This is a genomic window from Pseudoalteromonas luteoviolacea (assembly GCF_001750165.1).
Classification (GTDB): Bacteria; Pseudomonadota; Gammaproteobacteria; order Enterobacterales; family Alteromonadaceae; genus Pseudoalteromonas; species Pseudoalteromonas luteoviolacea_G.
Window position 1 is genome coordinate 70,956 of record NZ_CP015412.1, and the last position, 18,821, is coordinate 89,776.

The 18,821-nt window shown below is 44.4% G+C and carries 15 protein-coding genes; 8 read left to right on the plus strand and 7 right to left on the minus strand.

Going from position 1 to position 18,821, the window contains the following annotated elements:
• Positions 1–9: 9 nt before the first annotated feature.
• Positions 10–957: a LysR family transcriptional regulator gene (locus S4054249_RS21085; RefSeq protein WP_046356493.1), complete on the minus strand. Its 948-nt coding sequence runs from the start codon at positions 955–957 to the stop codon at positions 10–12.
• A gap of 124 nt (positions 958–1,081) precedes the next feature.
• Here S4054249_RS21085 and S4054249_RS21090 point away from each other — a divergent pair, with 124 nt between their 5' ends.
• The 4 genes from S4054249_RS21090 to S4054249_RS21105 are packed head-to-tail and all read left to right on the plus strand — an operon-like array spanning position 1,082 to position 7,856.
• Positions 1,082–2,251 carry an efflux RND transporter periplasmic adaptor subunit gene (locus S4054249_RS21090; RefSeq protein WP_046356492.1) on the plus strand — a complete coding sequence of 390 codons (1,170 nt, stop codon included), beginning with the start codon at positions 1,082–1,084 and terminating at the stop codon, positions 2,249–2,251.
• A gap of 9 nt (positions 2,252–2,260) precedes the next feature.
• A complete protein-coding gene (locus S4054249_RS21095; RefSeq protein WP_046356491.1) occupies positions 2,261–5,389 on the plus strand; it encodes an efflux RND transporter permease subunit in 3,129 nt (1,042 codons plus the stop codon).
• Positions 5,390–5,391: 2 nt separating this feature from the next.
• Positions 5,392–6,810: a TolC family protein gene (locus S4054249_RS21100; RefSeq protein ID WP_046356490.1), complete on the plus strand. Its 1,419-nt coding sequence runs from the start codon at positions 5,392–5,394 to the stop codon at positions 6,808–6,810.
• A 38-nt stretch (positions 6,811–6,848) separates the two neighbouring features.
• On the plus strand, positions 6,849–7,856 hold the full coding sequence (locus S4054249_RS21105) for a zinc-binding dehydrogenase (RefSeq protein ID WP_046356489.1): 1,008 nt from the start codon (positions 6,849–6,851) through the stop codon (positions 7,854–7,856).
• Between the two features lie 35 nt (positions 7,857–7,891).
• On the opposite strand, the gene S4054249_RS21110 is transcribed toward S4054249_RS21105, so the two are convergent.
• Complete coding sequence (locus tag S4054249_RS21110; protein WP_046356488.1) at positions 7,892–8,413, minus strand: acyloxyacyl hydrolase; 522 nt, start codon at positions 8,411–8,413, stop codon at positions 7,892–7,894.
• A 238-nt stretch (positions 8,414–8,651) separates the two neighbouring features.
• On the opposite strand from S4054249_RS21110, the gene S4054249_RS21115 reads away from it, so the two are divergent.
• The 3 genes from S4054249_RS21115 to S4054249_RS21125 all read left to right on the plus strand — a co-directional run bounded on the left by S4054249_RS21115 (position 8,652) and on the right by S4054249_RS21125 (position 12,312).
• On the plus strand, positions 8,652–9,287 hold the full coding sequence (locus S4054249_RS21115) for an ABC transporter substrate-binding protein (RefSeq protein WP_046356487.1): 636 nt from the start codon (positions 8,652–8,654) through the stop codon (positions 9,285–9,287).
• A gap of 218 nt (positions 9,288–9,505) precedes the next feature.
• The gene (locus tag S4054249_RS21120; protein WP_052960989.1) at positions 9,506–11,206 is read left to right on the plus strand and encodes a hypothetical protein; all 1,701 of its coding nucleotides are present in this window, start codon (positions 9,506–9,508) and stop codon (positions 11,204–11,206) included.
• Positions 11,203–12,312, plus strand: coding sequence for a hypothetical protein (locus S4054249_RS21125; protein WP_052960988.1), 1,110 nt, complete (start codon positions 11,203–11,205; stop codon positions 12,310–12,312). Before S4054249_RS21120 ends, S4054249_RS21125 begins: the two co-directional genes overlap by 4 nt.
• Positions 12,313–12,328: 16 nt before the next feature.
• Here S4054249_RS21125 and S4054249_RS21130 read toward each other — a convergent pair whose 3' ends face one another.
• The 5 genes from S4054249_RS21130 to S4054249_RS21150 all read right to left on the minus strand — a co-directional run bounded on the left by S4054249_RS21130 (position 12,329) and on the right by S4054249_RS21150 (position 17,441).
• Entirely contained in the window at positions 12,329–13,243 is a 915-nt protein-coding gene (locus S4054249_RS21130) for a formylglycine-generating enzyme family protein (protein ID WP_081333499.1), read from the minus strand.
• Between the two features lie 242 nt (positions 13,244–13,485).
• Positions 13,486–14,400 (minus strand): formylglycine-generating enzyme family protein, encoded by a 915-nt coding sequence (locus S4054249_RS21135; RefSeq protein WP_080928278.1) that lies wholly within the window; start codon positions 14,398–14,400, stop codon positions 13,486–13,488.
• 104 nt (positions 14,401–14,504) lie between these two features.
• Positions 14,505–15,413 carry a formylglycine-generating enzyme family protein gene (locus tag S4054249_RS21140; RefSeq protein ID WP_081333500.1) on the minus strand — a complete coding sequence of 303 codons (909 nt, stop codon included), beginning with the start codon at positions 15,411–15,413 and terminating at the stop codon, positions 14,505–14,507.
• A 112-nt stretch (positions 15,414–15,525) separates the two neighbouring features.
• Complete coding sequence (locus tag S4054249_RS21145; protein WP_081333501.1) at positions 15,526–16,428, minus strand: formylglycine-generating enzyme family protein; 903 nt, start codon at positions 16,426–16,428, stop codon at positions 15,526–15,528.
• Positions 16,429–16,532: 104 nt separating this feature from the next.
• Complete coding sequence (locus S4054249_RS21150; protein WP_080928481.1) at positions 16,533–17,441, minus strand: formylglycine-generating enzyme family protein; 909 nt, start codon at positions 17,439–17,441, stop codon at positions 16,533–16,535.
• A gap of 432 nt (positions 17,442–17,873) precedes the next feature.
• Between S4054249_RS21150 and S4054249_RS21155 the strand changes: the two genes are divergently transcribed.
• Positions 17,874–18,617, plus strand: coding sequence for a class I SAM-dependent methyltransferase (locus tag S4054249_RS21155; protein ID WP_046358516.1), 744 nt, complete (start codon positions 17,874–17,876; stop codon positions 18,615–18,617).
• Positions 18,618–18,821: the final 204 nt, after the last annotated feature.

An 18,821-nucleotide genomic window follows, 5' to 3' on the forward strand; every position in this document is an offset into this window, starting at 1 on the left:
CTGACTCGGTTATTTCGGCAAATACATCTTATCTAGACCCGGGATATTGTGCTCCCAACGAGGCACTGCTTCGCCGATATAATGTCGTGCAGCATCTAAAAATAATCGCGTCCTGACCGGTAAATCGCGGTGCGGATAAACGGCATACATGGCGCTGTAGTCAGGTAAATTCACATGTGTCAGCATAGGTACTAGCTGCGCGTGATCGATATGATCGGCAAAGAAAAAGGCAGGCGCAGTGCAAAACGCAGTATGCGAGAGCACTTTTTCAAGTAATGCTTCACCATCGTTAGATTTAAACACCGGCGTAATAGGCTGCTCTTGAGGTTTGCCTTTATCATCAATGTAGCTGATAGACTCAAAACGGATGTGGTTACTTGAGTATGCAGCAGCTGGCAGCTCAGCCAAATCAGACATGTCTTTTGGCTCACCATAGGTCTCGATAAACTGTGGTGTGGCTAAAATTAACATACGGTTTCGCGCCACTTTACGTGCGATCAATGACGAGTCTCTCGGTTCACCAACGCGAAACGCCAGATCAAAGCCTTCGGATACCATATCGATGACGCGGTCATCTAATCTTAACTCTATGGTGACTTGCGGAAAACGTTTTTGGAAATCATTGATCACCGGCAGCAGGTAGTATTTACCGATGTAACTTGATGAGGTGATACGCAATAAACCTCGGGCTTCTTGGTGATAGTTCTCTGCCATTTGCACTGTGTCTTGTAGCAACACTCTCAGCTCAGCTGCTTTTTTAACCATTTCAGCGCCAGCGGCAGTTAATGAAAACGAGCGGGTAGTCCGGTTGAGCAGACGTACACCAAGCTCCTCTTCTAATTTACTGATTTGTTTAGATATAACTGAGCGATCTATGTTTCTGACTTCGGCCGCTTTTGAAAAAGAGCCTTGCTCAACGACTTCTAACAACATGATCAATCGACTGGTTGTATCCATATTTGGCATCACTATAAATGTTTATTGGTGCCATTCTGGCATTAATGTTTTTAAAAAACTACTGTTTTTCGTCATTAATAACAGGCGTACGATGTCCGCATATTAATTTTCTGCGGAGCAACAAATGAAAAAGTTAGGTTTTACACTCAGTGCTGTGGCCCTTGCCCTTGTTTTAAGTGGATGTGGTCAATCCAATGCACAGCAAGGACAACAGCCGCCTCCTTTAACTATTGACGTAGCAAGCGTTGAGCTTGAACAAGTTCAATCTTGGCACACATTTACCACGCGTTTAGAAGCGCCTGAACGCGTTTTACTTAAACCACGTGTATCCGGTCAAATTGAACGTATGGCATTCACCGAGGGTGAACGCGTCAACAAAGGTCAGTTATTATTTAGCCTTGACCCAAGACCTTTCCAAGCTCAGATTGATACTTTAAACGCTCAGTTAAAAAGTGCTGAGGCAAGCTTAGAGCAAGCGCGAGGTGAAGCCGCGCGTGCAAATCGTTTGGTAGCACAAAATGCCATTTCAACAGAAGAAGCAGAACAGCGTAGTGCAACCCTTCGCAGTGCGATTGCAAACAAAAATGCCATTGAGGCACGTCTGCAAAGCGCGCAGTTAGATTTAGAGTTCAGCCAAGTATCCGCGCCTATCAGCGGCACTATTTCTCGTGCAGTCGTCACTACAGGTAACTATGTTAAAGCGGGTGAAACTGAGCTGACGACCATTGTTTCTGACGATGAAATTTACGCCTATTTTGATGTGGATGAGCGCACATGGAGCCGCCAATTTGCTGGTGTATCTGTACAAGATCAGATCACAGTACAGCTTCAGCGCTTGGGCGAGACCAAACAAGTAGCAGGTAAACTTGATTTTATCGATAACGAAATTAATCCCAACACTGGCACATTGCGAGTGCGTGCAGTATTTGATGCACAGCAGCATCACTTAAAGCCGGGCGCATTTGCTCGCGTTTCAATCGGTGCGCAAAATGCACAGCAAATGGCCATTGTGCCTGAGCGTGCAATTGGTACAGATCTTAAAAACCGTTTTGTCCTGACCATCGATGAAAACAATGTCTTGCAGTACAGATTGGTTGAGCTTGGCGAGCGCTACGGTGCGTTTCGTGCCATTAAATCGGGCTTAGAAGAGGGCGATCGCATTGCTGTTAATGGTCCTGCGCGTGTCGGTCCAGGTATGCCAATTACCCCGAATTCTGTCAGTTTAGCCTTTGAAAATACACAGTTTGTTTTAAAACAGTCTGACTCTTCTTTATTACTCAGTGCGGCAAACTAAGAGAGCGTTATGAAATTTTCCCACTTTTTTATCAATAGGCCCATTTTTGCGGCCATGCTGTCGATGATTTTTATCATCACAGGTGCTATCTCATTGTTTCAACTGCCGGTCAGTGAATACCCAGAAGTTGTGCCGCCTACAGTTGTTGTTAACGCGACATACCCGGGTGCTAACCCAAAAGTCATCGCAGAGACTGTGGCAACGCCACTTGAGCAAGAGCTCAATGGCCTTGAGAATATGTTGTATCACGGCTCGCAAGCTACCAGTGATGGGCGTTTAACGTTGACTGTCACGTTTGCACTAGGTACTGATCTTGACCAAGCGCAGGTACAGGTGCAAAACCGTGTGAACAATGCATTACCGCGTTTGCCGCAAGAGGTGCAGCGCTTAGGTGTCACAGCTCAAAAGTCATCACCCAACCTTGCATTGGTTGTGCACTTGGTATCACCCAATGGTGAGCAAGATACTGCTTACATGGCAAACTACGCTGACTTATACATCAAAGATGAGCTCAAACGCTTACCGGGTGTGGGTGATTTGCAGCTATTTGGTGGTGCAAAGTATTCAATGCGTGTTTGGCTAGACCCAGACGCTTTGGCTGCACGTAACTTAACGGCGTCAGATGTGGTCAATGCACTGCGTACGCAAAACCAACAAGTTGCAGCAGGTTCATTGGGTGCACAACCAACACCTGAAGAAAACCAATTTCAAATTTTGTTAAATGTAAAAGGCCGTTTAGAGAGCATTGAAGAGTTTGAAAGTGTGATCATTAAAGTGGGCGATAATGGCGCACTGACACGCTTGAAAGACATTGCTCGAGTTGAACTTGGACAAGAAAACTATGCACTGCGTGCAATGCTTGATAACCAGCCAGCCCTTGCAATGCCGATTTTCCAGCGTCCGGGCACTAACGCCATTGAACTGTCTGATGATGTGCGTGAAACCATGGCACGTCTTGAGAAAACATTCCCAGCGGGGATGACTTATGAAATCGCTTACGACCCAACTGTTTTTGTTCGCGGTTCAATTGACGCGGTTATCATGACCTTGATGGAAGCAATTTTATTGGTAGTTGTAGTGGTTGTGGTGTTCTTGCAAACATGGCGCGCATCTATTATTCCATTGATTGCGGTGCCGGTATCTTTGATTGGTACGTTTGCCGTGATGCAAATGTTAGGCGTCTCAATTAATACCTTATCTTTATTTGGTCTAGTACTCGCAATCGGTATTGTTGTGGATGATGCCATCGTGGTTGTGGAAAACGTAGAGCGCAATATTGCAGATGGCCATAGTCCATACGAAGCCACTAAAATTGCCATGACGGAAGTGACAGGCCCAATTATCGCGATTGCATTTGTACTGTGCGCAGTATTTATTCCAACGGCCTTTATTACGGGTTTATCGGGTCAGTTCTACAAGCAATTTGCGCTTACAATTACGATTTCGACGCTGATCTCAGCATTTAACTCACTGACGCTTTCACCTGCGCTATCCGCTATTTTATTAAAATCGCACGATGCGCCAAAAGACAGATTAACACGCATTCTAGATAAGCTTTTTGGCGCATGGTTATTTAAGCCATTCAATCGCTTATTTGATAAAGGTGCAAAAGGCTACGAAGCCATCGTTAAAAAGCTAATCCGTATGAGTGTGGTTGTTGGTGTGGTTTACCTTGCACTTGTTGGCTCAACCATTGGCTTGTTCCAGTCTGTACCGGGTGGCTTTATTCCGCAGCAAGACAAGCAATACCTGGTTGCCGTGGCGCAATTACCAGATGCTGCAAGCTTAGACCGCACTGAAGAAGTGATTAAACAGATGCAAGAAATTGCTCTGCAAGTACCGGGTGTTGCACACACGGTTGCATTCCCAGGTTTATCTGTAAACGGATTTACCAATAGCACTAACAGCGGCATTGTGTTTACGCCACTGGATGACTTTGCAGACAGAAACGACCCAAGCTTGTCAGCGCAGGCAATTGCGATGCAGCTTAATATGCGCTTTGCAGCCATTGATGAGGCATTTGTTGCGGTATTCCCGCCGCCGCCAATTTTAGGCTTGGGCACAACCGGTGGTTTTAAACTGCAAATTCAAGACAGAGGTAACCAAGGGTTTGAAGCATTGTTTGCAGCGCTACAATCGACCATAGGTGCGGCGCAGCAAGATCCAGCACTGACCGGCCTTTATTCCAGCTTTAGAGTGCAAGTGCCGCAAATGGACATTAATATCGACCGCGAGCAGGCGCTTATTCAAGGTATTCCATTGCAGGAAGTATTTGATGCTTTACAAGTTTATTTAGGCTCTGTTTATGTCAATGACTTCAACTTATTTGGCCGCACTTACCAAGTGAAAGCGCAAGCAGATGCCGAATTTAGAGCGAAAAAAGAGCAAATTAATAACCTGAAAGTGCGCAATGCCGCGGGCAACATGGTGCCACTGGGTTCAGTTGTTACCGTTGAAGCAACCACTGGCCCGGATCGTGTGATGCACTATAACGGTTATGTCACAGCAGAGTTAAACGGCAGCCCAGCGCCGGGTTACAGCTCAGATCAAGCGCAGCAAGCCATTGAAAAAGTACTGGCAAATACTTTACCTGAAGGCATGGCGTACGAGTGGACTGAAGTCACGTACCAGCAGATTTTGGCAGGTAATACTATGGTGTATGTGTTCCCATTGGTTGTGGTTTTAGTCTTCATGGTACTTGCGGCGCAGTACGAGAGCTTACGTTTACCACTGGCGATTATTTTAATCGTACCGATGACGATATTCTCTGCACTTGCTGGTGTGTATATGCTAGGTGGTGACAACAATATCTTTACGCAAATTGCCTTGATTGTATTGGTGGCATTGGCATCGAAAAACGCCATCTTGATGGTGGAGTTTGCTAGAGACAAGCACGTACAAGGTGCGACACATTTAGAGGCCATAATTGAAGCATGTCGACTAAGATTACGTCCAATTTTGATGACCTCAATCGCGTTTACCGCAGGTGTTATCCCGCTGGTATTGGCATCAGGCGCGGGTGCAGAAATGCGTCAAGCCATGGGTAACGCAGTATTTTTCGGCATGATAGGGGTAACCGTGTTTGGCTTACTATTTACACCTGTATTTTATCGTCTAGTAACGCCAAAGGAGCAATAAACATGCGCATTATTAAACTGTCTATTTTAAGTCTGGCTGTTGCTGCAATGGTGGGATGTACAAGCACCTCCTACGAGCAAGATGTGGTTGCAAGTCAGCAGGCATTTAACTCGCAAGTTGACGGCACTGCGGTACTCAATTCAGTTGCGAATTCTGACGAAGCCAATTGGTGGCAGCAACTTGAGGACAGGCACTTAAATCAGCTGGTGGTGGATGTGATGTCTGCTAACCAAAACCTCAAAGCCTCTGCAGCGCGTTTGCGCGCTGCAATGGCGGGGTTAAGTGAAGCTCAGCGCGCTCGTCTACCACAAGGTAATATTAATCTTGCCGCGCAGCGCGGTACCACAGTACTTACGAATGGACTGCAAGGCCCAATTAATGAATCACTAAATAGTGGCGGTGCAATAACATGGGATGTGGATTTATCGGGTCGTATTGCCAAGTTGGCGGATGCAGCAGCATCCGCGGCAGAGGCGCAGCAAGGTCAGTATCAAGCTCTGGCTGGAGAGCTAGTCACAACGACCATCCAGAGTTACCTGCAATGGCAGGCGCTGAAGCAAACTCAGGCCTTGACTCAAGCGCAACTTACAGCACTGGAAGAATCGATAGCCATTATTGAGATCCGTGTTAAAGAAGGCGTGGCAACGGAGTTGGAGCTTAACCGCACCAAGTCGCAATATTTTGAGCACAAGCAACGCTTACCGCACATTGCCACAGAACTGGCTCAAGTAGAGCAGACATTGGCCGTGTTGACCAACAAGTCGATTGATAAACTAGGTCTGCATGCATTAGATCAAGCGCGTTATGAAGCGTTAGCGATTGCCATTAACGTAAATTCGGCATCAGATGCATTGCTGCAACGCGGTGATGTACAAAGTGCAATTGCTAAGCTTAAACAGCAAAGCTACTTGTCGCAAAGTGCAGAGCGAGCGCTATATCCAGACATTAGTTTTTCGGCATTTGCTGGGGTGCTTAATCCAACTGGGGTTAATTTTAATGATACCCAATCTAGTTGGCAGGTAGCCCCCACGTTGAGCTGGTCCTTGTTTAGCTACCCACAATTATTGGCACAGTTAGACAGGCAAGCGGCGCTGAGCGAGGCGAGCTACTATGACTACCGTCAAACCTTAACCCATGTTTTGGCACAGGCAGAGTATTCATTACGTGCCTTGTCACAAGCTAGAGTGCAACTAAATTATGCACATGAGCAAGTGATTGCAGCCGAAAGTGCTTATCAGCAAGCAACCGCAGGGTATAAAGAAGGGCAATTGGGCTATCTTGAGTTGTTGGATGCGCGACAAGATGTTTTAATAGCGCAACAATCGCAAATGGCCATGAGAAATATGCTACTTAGCTCGTCGGTAGGTGTATATGGTGAACTAAACGGACAATGGTCTAAGGCTTTGGTTGCAAGTATTTAAGACTTTCAACAGCGCCACTTTTGGAGATACAACATACTATGTCTATTGAAAACACTAAGATGAAAGCCCTTGAATTACGTTCGCACGGGCTCGACTTTGACTTAGTAATGAGCGAACACGCCATGCCTGAGCCGGGCAGTAATGAATTACTTGTGGCCATTGAATATGTTGCGCTCAATCACTTAGATGCAAAAATGGCAAGAGATGGGTTTAGCCAATGGGAATATCCGCATATTTTAGGGTTGGATGCCGTTGGTACTGTGATCCAAGCTGGTAAAGGGGTATTTCCAAAAGCGGGCACCCGAGTGTTGTTTAATGCGAACTTGGCACAAAAAGGCATGTTAAAAGAGTTTGCCGTGGTACCTAATCACGCAGTCTCTGAGTTGCCAGCCGATATTAGCCCTGAAGTGGCTGTGATCTTACCGAATGCTGGTATGGCTGCGTTACTCGCCATCGAAAAGTTAAAGTTACAAGAGGGTGACTCTCTCGCCATCAATAGCGCACAGGGTGCCGTGTCGCATTTTGCCATTCAATACGCAAAGCAAAAGGGCGCACAAGTCTTTGCTTTTGCACAAAAAGAGCATCATAAACGACTGCGTAAGTTAGGGGCTGATTTTGCTTTTGACTGTGAGTCAGAAAACGTGTGCGACCAAATTAAGCGCGAGATTGGCCCAGAGGGATTTGATTGTATTTTAAACACCTCTGGCGGCGACTCGTTTGTGACAGATTTAGAGCACTTACGTTTTTGTGGCCGCATAGCCTGTTTGAACGGGTTTAGTGAAATCCCTCAAGAGTTGTTGTTTGAGAAGTCGCCAAACATTGGTGTTGTGTCAATTGGTGGTGCTTGGCTAGCAAATAATCTCTGTGCACAGCAGCACTTATGCTTTATGGGGCAAAAGCTCCTAGCTGATGTGAAATCAGGTCAGATCAAAGTACCTGACATAGAACTCATTGAGTTTAGTGCGCAGGCCGTAAAAGATACTTTATCTTGCTTGCTCACCGCGTCGTGTCAAAAGCGGCCAGTGATTAAAATCGAACATGTATAAAAAAAGCCACAACCTAGGTTGTGGCTTTTTTATGTTTAAAATTTGGATGAGTAAGAAAGAGATAAAAAGTCCAATCCCGGGTTTGGGCTTTTAAAGCCAGCATTAGAGTAATGAATATATCGCATCGCGATATTGGCCTGTCCTAAGTTGTAAACGAGCCCTAACCGGTCTTCAAACTGGTAATGAGTGCTCACGTTTTTTCCTGCAAACTCAGTATCTTCAAGTAGTGCCAAGCCAATGCCAAACTCGATAGACAAAGGTCTGTTATAGAGTGTCATGACCGGGTATCGGATCACCGGAGACATGGCTAAGACCAAGTTTTGATCGTACTTGCCGCTGTCACCAAAACGCCAAAAGTTGACGCTTGACTCAAAATACATATCAACATGATGCCAATTGTCGGGCAGCCATGACTTTGTATGGTACTGATAAGCAAGCTTTACGCCCCGTACATCACCTTCGCCATGAATATAATGTACTCCGTAACCATGAGGTGAGCTAGCCAAGGCTGATCCCGACATAACCAAAGATAAAAGTAAGCCTGATAAGTGTTTCATAACGCGTGGTTCAATAGAGAATTTGCGTTATTGTGCGCGGTATTTTTGCGTCTAAACAGAAACTAAAAAGCAATTTATTGGTGCTAATATGGCATCATTAATATAAGTATCTGGTTTTTCTATTAATTTTTAATTTGTGCATTATAGGCATCAATCAATTGCTATTTTGTTGACTTTTTTAACTGTAAAGGAGGTGTACACTTACCTTAATCGCACCTTAACAAAAGAGAGCAACACAATGCGCACTTGGTTTTCAGCATTTGCCTTAGTGGCAGTATTGATATTCGGCCTAAGTTTTTCTGCACACAGTCAAAGTGATAATCAACCTGCGAGTCAGCTAGATGTATTAGCACAAGATTTGAGCTTACAGTTTAAACAAGCCACTGAGCAACTGGCTCTGTTACCTGTCAACGAACGAGATACGTTTGCCATGCAAGTCGTAATCGCACAGCTTGCACCGCATTTAGACTTGGAGTTTTCTTCTTTAAAATTACTAGGTAAGCATGTTCGCGGTTTAGATAGACAGCAAACCGCTGAGTTTACAAGGCTGATTGAGTCACAACTGGTAAATATGTATGCCCAAGTGCTGGTGGATTATAGAGGCGCTGATGTGTCGTTGCAGTCTTTACACACTAATCAGGGCCGAAAGTTTGCAGAGGCGGCCATTGATATAAATAAGCCCAATCGCGAACACTCGCAACTGATCTTTAAGTTTAAACAAGATACGCAAGGTCAGTGGCGCGTATATGATGTGATCTCTCGCCATGTTTCGCAGTTAAGTGTTAAGCGTCAAAGCTTGGTATTAAAAATCAGTGAAATTGGTTTTGAGCAGCTAAATCATGAGCTGAGACAAGCGCAAGCAAATAATATTTAAAAAGATTGTTGCACCTTAAAGGTTAACAAACCTGCGTAACAAGGTGTGCGGGCCTTACGAATTAAGTAGTAGGGAAGCGTGGGTTTGAACAATTATTGCAAAGGGGCAAATTGTCGGTGTTTTTGCCCTCGTTGCCTCTCTATGAAAAGGTTTTTTTGTGCTTTACACTGCCAAGCCATATAGGTTTTTTGGCAGCAAATTTACAAGGAAGCATTTTTATGACGTTGTTAAAACAGAAGCACTTTTTGGGGCAACTCGAACAAGACAAGCAACATTTATCCCCCTTTTTACCAGCGCAAGACAACCCAGTATTGTGCGCCGAACCTACGCCGCCAACCCCTTATTGTGAATTACCCATGCGAGGTGTACCCAGCGATATTTTAACTGGGCTTAAGCCACACTATTCAAACTACATACGTGTACCGGTAAGTTCAGCAAGGTACTGGCATACCGGATTTGATTTGCACGCAGACAAACAGTTGTATTGTGCTAATAAAAACAGCACACAGCGAATTAGTACCGCGTTACAAAGTCAATCAGCGGATACGTATGCGTTTATTAAAAAAACGCCCGTGAGCGTATCCACCCAAGCTGTAACAGGTGCGCCGGCCAAGCCGACAAGCGCGATGTTTAAATCAGATGCTGCGGCGGTCGCCGCTGGCGCACTGCCAAAAGAGCACATTGAAAATCAGCCGAAAAATGCAGATACCATTGCCCCCTCGGTGATCATCAGTCAGCCAAAAGACGCGCAAACCTTGGTTTTAAAGCAAAGCGCGCAAACTAAAAAGCGTTTTGCGCACCATGTGATGCGACCCGGTGAAACCGTTGAAAGTGTGGTGGACCTGTACACAGGGACACTCGACACTGGCCGAATATATGGCTTTAACTACCCACAAATTACCGCTAAAAAGCCACCTAAACCCGGTGACACCATAAAAGTACATACTGGCTATGATGTGCTAGTTAAAGGTCAGTTTTATAACAGTCGTTCTGTTGAAGTTAGTTGGCAAGGGCCAACATCCGGAACTATGCACGCAGAGTTAGAACGCGTTGATGGTGAGTATCAGCCTGATACGGGGTATGAGTACACGCTTGCCTTGCCGCTTATTGAGGGCGAGTATCAGCTCACCGCCAATGCGGATGGCGCAAGTCATCGCATTCAATTTTCGGTTGTTGAGTCAAATGAGCAGCAACAAATTGTAGATATTATTTATATCCCTGCGGATCATAGTTTTGTTGCTGTCACCCAGTCACTGGCGGATATTTTAGATGCGCAAAGAGCCGAGCTTAACCCCTTAATTGAAAATTTAAAGCAGTGTATCGCTGGGCAGAGTCAAGATGTTGTTGGTCAAGGGCCAAGCGAAAGTCTGGTTAAAGCCAAAGATGAGCTCAACAGTGCATTAAAGCCTTTAGTGAGCGGGCCAAGCGCAAATAGCATCACAGAAGTGATAGGGTATAAAGGTAATAAATATACCTATGTACGCAGTGATAAAGTCGCGAACCACACTCGAAAATATAAAATTAAAACCGATATTCGCGATGGCCGACGTTTTAGCAATGACAAAGGAGAGCTTGATAAAGATAAACTCGCTCAAGCCCTAAAGAATGACTTAAGTAAGTTAAAGACCAGTTTTAAGTTTGATCACAAGCTACTCGATGACTATACCGCAGTGTGGGGCGATTGGGCTAAAGAGTTAAACAAAAACCTCAGTATAAAAGGGTTTGAAAAAAGCGATTATTTTGATGCGAGCGCAGAAGCAAGGTTGATGCGCTATACACATGGTGCCAGCATTGCCGCAGCATTTAATCCCAAAGATGGCGTGTTTGCTTTGCAAGGCGATTTTAAATCAGACTTTGCCGTGGGGAGGCAAAAGCGGAGCTCAGTGGCTATTTACCCAGTAAGCGCGGATATGAAATGACATTTATGATGCCGCTCAAAAACAGCACCCAAGAGCGCGAAGTTAATTTGGGGGCGATGAGGCTAGGTGCAACCGTATCCGTGTTTGGCTATGCTGGGGCAAAATTACAAGCATCAGTGAATTTGGGCTGTTCGCTCAAGCAAGGCAAAATGATGGTGAACGGTCTAAGTGAGCAGGAGAAAAAGCAAATGCGTAAAGCTGACCGCATGTTTGAGCCAGTCAAAGGCGGTGCAGAAGCTTTTGTTGGTGTATCCGGCGGGTGTGAATTGGCAGGCGCCTTACAGTGGGACAATCCAGAAAAGAAAAAGCGTCCAGCATTTTGTGATCTTGCAAAGATAGGTGGCAAAGCGCAAGGCTCTTTAGGCGCAGGCGCACAATGGGGCTTTTATATTGGCTACGAAGATGGCAAGTTTAAGATCAAAGCAAAAGCCAGTCTTGTATGGGGCGTTGGCGCCGGTGGAGAGCTTGTCTGTGAAGTCGGTGTGGATGAGTTGCTAACATTAGTACAATTTGTATATCACCAGCTGAAAAATGAAGATTATGATTATTTGAGCTTCATTCAGCCTTTGGCGTTTGAAGTGCTTTACAAGGCGGTTATGTTGCAGATTTATACAGGGAAAAATGCCATGGAGTTCTTGTATAGCTCAGGCAGAAAAGTTGATATGGTATGGCGAAAACAAATAATACAACATGTTAAAGTAAAAACATTGGCTAATCAGTTAGTGGCTCATCCAGAAATGCTGAAATTTACACCGCCAGAGGCCAAAGGTGCTTTTTTAAATGCCTTAGCTAATAGTAATCTGGCGAGTTATTTTGATACAGACTCCTACAGTTGGTCAGGGTTTAATGAGCAGAGAGAAAATGCCATCTTGGTTATATTAAGGCATATATTGTGCAGGCATGAACTCAACAAGGTACTGCGGCATATGGGGGAAGGGGGGACAAATTGTTCCAAGCAAGAGGGGCTAGACCAACTAAATAGTATTTTAGATTTTTCTCAACAGACCCAGTTTGATGCATGGCAGCGCCAGCTGCCATTCAGTGCTAAAGAGGGCTCTGTTGAGGTAGCAATGGTGAAGTCAGAGCCATTCAGCGCAACAGCATAGTAATTTAAAGGTGTGTCTAACCATCTAGAGGTTGTGATTGATTCAAGGCACATCTAAAGCCGCTTGCTCTGTAGGCTACATTGAGTTCGTCTAGTTCCTGACGTGTAAAAACATTACTGCCTCTTGGCGATTCTAAAAACATTCCGCCTCGCATAACTTTTTGATTGCCAGTGCTAGGCCCTTTTGGATTGTGTTCGGGAGAGTTTTGATAGTAGTCCTCTGCCCACCAATCGTTTACCCATTCGATGAGATTTCCACTTAAATCATAAAAGCCAAGCGAGTTAGGTGGGTACGTGCCACTAATTGCAGAGCTTTCATCGCTAACCGAAGGTGAAAAGTTAACACCAAGGTCTAGTACTCCTGTATCAGTGGCAAAAGGCATATTCTCCCCTCGGTTACGTGCGGCAAATTCCCATTGTGCTTCAGTCGGTAAATCAAAGGGTAAATTTGTAAGCTTAGCTAACCACAGACAGTAGTTTTTTGCGCCATACCAGCTCACGCCTGCTGGGTATTCGGGGCCTCGCCAGATTTCTTTTCTATCCCATTCGCCCCATACTGCTTTTGGTAGGTTATGCACCGCAGTGTATAAATCAAAATCGCCATAACTGACTTCGTATGCGCCCATCGAGTAGCTGGTTAATGTGACCTTGTGTGCGGGTTTGTTATCAGTCGCGATGGTCCAAGGCAAATCGTCGGGCCCACCGCCATCTCCCATCATGAAGCTGCCGCCTTCAACAAAAATCATTTGGGCTTTAGTGCGCGTAATCAAGGCTTGAACTTGTTTGTCTTGCTCCCCTGTGATTTTATCGATGCGCTGGCCAAGATCCTCACAGCCACTCAGCAATATGCTTGCGAAAGGTACGAGTATGAGTTTTTTAGTCCGATAGGGTTGTAAATTAACAGCGGTTTTGTCGAAGACTTTTTTAATCATGAATTACTTATCCTTAGTATGATTAATTTATGCACTAGCATATCAGGGACAGGGTAAAGGAGAAAGTGAATAGTTATAAAGTATTAGGTTTGAGGCTTAGGCTTTTTAAATTAAAGAGGGGGCTAATGGAGCCTCAAAAATGTGCCTGTCCATTTTTACATCTGCTAAAGAGGGCTCTGTTGAGGTAGCAATGGTGAAGTCAGAACCATTCAGCGCAACAGCATAGCAATTTAAAGGTGTGTCTAACCATCTAGAGGTTGTGATTGATTCAAGGCACATCTAAAGCCGCTTGCTCTGTAGGCTACATTGAGTTCGTCTAGTTCCTGACGTGTAAAAACATTACTGCCTCTTGGCGATTCTAAAAACATTCCGCCTCGCATGACCTTTTTATCGCCTGTGCTGGGTCCTTTGGGGTTATGTTCAGGAGAATGTTGGAAATAATCCTCTGCCCACCAGTCATTAACCCACTCGATCATATTGCCACTTAAATCATAGAAGCCTAGCGGGTTCGGTGGGTACGTCCCGCTGATTGCAGAGCTATCATCGCTAACCGAAGGTGAAAAGTTAACACCAAGGTCTAGTACTCCTGTATCAGTGGCAAAAGGCATATTCTCCCCTCGGTTACGTGCAGCAAACTCCCACTGTGCTTCAGTGGGTAAATCAAAGGGTAAATTTGTAAGCTTAGCTAACCACAGGCAGTAGTTCTTTGCGCCATACCAGCTCACGCCGGCTGGGTATTTGGGGCCTCGCCAGATTTCTTTTTTATCCCATTCGTTCCACATTACTTTTGGCTGATTATTTACTGCAGTGTATAAATCAAAATCGCCATAACTGACTTCATAAGCACCCATAGAGTAGCTGGTTAATGTGACCTTGTGTGCGGGTTTGTTATCAGTCGCGATGGTCCAAGGCAAATCGTCGGGCCCACCGCCATCTCCCATCATGAAGCTGCCGCCTTCAACAAAAATCATCTGGGCTTTGGTGCGCGCAATCAAGGCCTGAACTTGTTTGTCTTGCTCTCCCGTGATTTTGTCGATGCGCTGGCCAAGATCCTCACAGCCACCCAGCAACATGCTGGCCAGAGGAACGAGTATGAGTTGTTTAGTACGATAGGGCTGAAAATTAGAAGCGGTTTTTGCAAAGCAGATTTTAATCATTAATTACTTATCCTTAGTATGATTAATTTATGCGCTAGCATATCAGGGACAGGGTAAAGGAGAAAGTGAATAGTTATAAAGTATGAGGTTCAGACATTTTTAGATTAAAGTGGTAGTGATTTATTCAGAGCACACCTAAACCCTGTGACGCGATAGGCAATATCTAGCTCTTCAGACTCTTGACGTGTGTATACATTACTCCCATTTGGTGACTCAATAAACATGCCGCCCCGCATAACTTTTTGACTGCCAGTGCTAGGCCCTTTTGGATTGTGTTCGGGAGAGTTTTGATAGTAGTCCTCTGCCCACCAATCGTTTACCCATTCGATGAGATTTCCACTTAAATCATAAAAGCCAAGCGGGTTAGGTGGGTACGTGCCACTAATTGCAGAGCTTTCATCGCTAACCGAAGGTGAAAAGTTAACACCAAGGTCTAGTACTCCTGTATCAGTGGCAAAAGGCATATTCTCCCCTCGGTTACGTGCGGCAAATTCCCATTGTGCTTCAGTCGGTAAATCAAAGGGTAAATTTGTAAGCTTAGCTAACCACAGACAGTAGTTTTTTGCGCCATACCAGCTCACGCCTGCTGGGTATTCGGGGCCTCGCCAGATTTCTTTTCTATCCCATTCGCCCCATACTGCTTTTGGGAGATTATTTACCGCAGTGTATAAATCAAAATCCCCATAACTGACTTCATAAGCACCCATAGAGTAGCTGGTTAATGTGACCTTGTGTGCGGGTTTGTTATCAGTCGCGATGGTCCAAGGCAAATCGTCGGGCCCACCGCCATCTCCCATCATGAAGCTACCGCCTTCAACAAAAATCATCTGGGCTTTGGTGCGCGTAATCAAGGCTTGAACTTGTTTGTCTTGCTCCCCTGTGATTTTATCGATGCGCTGGCCAATCTCATCACACCCACCCAGCAGCATGCTGGCCAGAGGAACAAGTATGAGTTGTTTAGTCCGATAGGGTTGTAAATTAAAAGCGGTTTTGTCGAAGACTTTTTTAATCATTAATCACTTATCCTTAGTATGATTAATTTATGCGCTAGCATATCAGGGACAGGGTAAAGGAGAAAGTGAATAGTTATAAAGTATTAGGTTTAAAGGTTTAGTCGTTTTTAAATTAAAGAGGTTGTGATTGATTCAAGGCACATCTAAAGCCGCTTGCTCTGTAGGCTACATTGAGTTCGTCTAGTTCCTGACGTGTAAAAACATTACTGCCTCTTGGCGATTCTAAAAACATTCCGCCTCGCATGACCTTTTTATCGCCTGTGTTGGGTCCTTTGGGGTTATGTTCAGGAGAGTATTGGTAATAATCCTCAGCCCACCAGTCGTTAACCCACTCGATCATATTGCCACTCAAATCATAAAAGCCAAGCGGGCTTGGAGGGTAGGTACCAGAAGGTTCAGCGTAGTCTGTATTCAATTCGTAATTTCGACCTTCATTAATTTCTCCATTATCTGTTGCAAAAAACAGGTTTTCGCCTCGGTTACGTGCAGCAAACTCCCACTGTGCTTCAGTGGGTAAGTCAAAGGGTAAATTTGTAAGCTTAGCTAACCACAGGCAGTAGTTCTTTGCGCCATACCAGCTCACGCCGGCTGGGTATTTGGGGCCTCGCCAGATTTCTTTTCTATCCCATTCGTTCCACATCACTTTTGGCTGGTTATGTACCGCAGTGTATAAATCAAAATCGCCATAACTGACTTCATAAGCACCCATAGAGTAGCTGGTTAATGTGACCTTGTGTGCGGGTTTGTTATCAGTCGCGATGGTCCAAGGCAAATCGTCGGGCCCACCGCCATCTCCCATCATGAAGCTGCCGCCTTCAACAAAAATCATCTGGGCTTTGGTGCGCGCAATCAAGGCCCGAACTTGTTTGTCTTGCTCCCCTGTGATTTTATCGATGCGCTGAGCAATCTCATCACAGCCACTCAGCAATATGCTTGCGAAAGGTACGAGTATGAGTTTTTTAGTACGATAGGGCAGTAAATCTGAAGCGGTTTTGTCGAAGACTTTTTTAATCATGAATTACTTATCCTTAGTATGATTAATTTATGCACTAGCATATCAGGGACAGGGTAAAGGAGAAAGTGAATCGTTATAAAGTATGAGGTTCAGACATTTTTAGATTAAAGAGGTTGTGATTGATGTAAGGCGCACCTAAATCCAGTTGCTCGATAGGCAATATCGAGTTCATCAGACTCTTGGCGAATATACACATTACTTGCTCCGGGAGATTCTAAAAACATCCCACCACGCATGACTTTTTTCTCGCCAGTGCTTGGTCCTGTGGGGTTATGTTCAGGAGAGTGTTGGTAATAATCTTCTGCCCACCAGTCGTTTACCCATTCGCTCAGATTGCCACTCAAATCATAGAAGCCAAGCGGGTTAGGTGGGTAAGTACCGCTAATATAAAAGCTTGCAGGACTTGTTGCAGGAGAGAAATTTATTCCCAATTCTAATTGTCCGTTATTAGTAGCAAAAAATAGGTTTTCGCCTTTGTTGCGTGCAGCATACTCCCACTGTGCTTCAGTGGGTAAGTCAAAGGGTAAGTCAGTGAGTTTCGCGATCCATAAGCAGTAGTTTTTTGCGCCGTACCAGCTCACGCCAGCTGGATATTCGGGCCCTCGCCAGATTTCTTTTCTATCCCATTCGTCCCATACTGCTTTTGGTAGATTATGCACCGCAGTGTATAAATCAAAATCGCCATAACTGACTTCATAAGCACCCATAGAGTAGCTGGTTAATGTGACCTTGTGTGCGGGTTTGTTATCTGTCGCGATGGTCCAAGGCAAATCGTCGGGCCCACCGCCATCTCCCATCATGAAGCTGCCGCCTTCAACAAAAATCATCTGGGCTTTGGTGCGCGTAATCAAGGCTTGAACTTGTTTGTCTTGCTCTCCCGTGATTTTATCGATGCGCTGGCCAAGGTCTTCACAGCCACTCAGCAATATGCTCGCGAAAGGAACGAGCATGAGTTTTTTAGTACGATAGGGCTGAAAATTAGAAGCGGTTTTTGCAAAGCAAGTTTTAATCATTAATTACTTATCCTTAGTATGATTAATTTATGCGCTAGCATATCAGGGACAGGGTAAAGGAGAAAGTGAATCGTTATAAAGTATGAGGTTTAAAGGTTTAATCGTTTTTAAGTTAAAGAGGTTGTGTTTGATGTAAGGCACATCTAAAGCCGCTTGCTCTATAGGCTACATTGAGTTCGTCTAGTTCCTGACGTGTAAAAACATCCCACCACGCATGACCTTTTTACCGCCTGTGCTTGGTCCTCTGGGGTTATTTTCAGGAGAGTGTTGGTAATAATCCTCTAAGAAAAGAGTTGTGTATTTATTGAATAAAAAGACAGGGAAAATATGCGAGGGTGTTATTTGTTTGACGCTTACTGGCACTTTGTTAAAGTATAGATATAAGTGATTGTTAATTACTGTCTTACGAAATAAAAAAATAAGGAATAATAAATGAAAATAAGTAAGGTTAAGCTATTCAACATTGTATCACTCATTATGTTAGGTGCTTCATTATCTTTTCAAGTTAATGCGAGCAATGTATATGAGGGTGTGGTTAACAACCCAGAGAGGCTAAAAAGTGACTTCGCTTACGATGAGAAGCGAAAACCACTAGATATTCTTCCTTTTACCCAAATAAAAGCTGGCGATAAAGTCCTTGAGCTTGGCGCTGGGGGCGGATATACAACTGAGCTATTGTCATTTCTAGTAGGTAATTCAGGTAAAGTCTACGCACACTTTCTGTATAAAAAAGAGCGTCTTGAAAACAATAGACTTCCAAATGTTATTTCTCTTAGAGAGCACTCTTTAAATGAACATGGAAAGGTGCTTACTGAGAACAAAATCCAATCCGATAAATTAGATGCAATTATCATTTTTTTTGTATTGCATGATATGTATCTGAATAACGAAATGAGTGATGAGCTATTAGCTAATTTAAAAGCAGCATTAAAGCCTGGTGGTAGTGTGATTATATTAGATAACGCTGCAAAACCTGATTCAGGGCTGGCTAATATAGGTGATCTGCATCGGATTGGAGAGAACTTCGTTAAAGCTGAAATGGAAAAAGCGGGTTTTGTGTTTGATGGTGAAACCAAAGTATTAAGAAATAAGCAAGACGACCACACTAAGCCTTGGGGGGATTTTGTAGGTTTACAAGACCGATTTGCTTATCGATTTAAAAAGCGAAAAATGTAGCTCCATTAGACTTTGAAAATACTTTCGACTGGGCAGACACAAATTCATGGGTGTTTTATAAAAGTGTTTGTCTGGTTTTATGTTTGTTTTATGTGGACGCTGGTGAACATCTAAAAGTCACGTTAATATATAGGCTAGTAGAGCTTGAATTAGCTCGTATATTATTAATTTCCCCAAGCATTACCTGCTCATTTTTGGATGCTA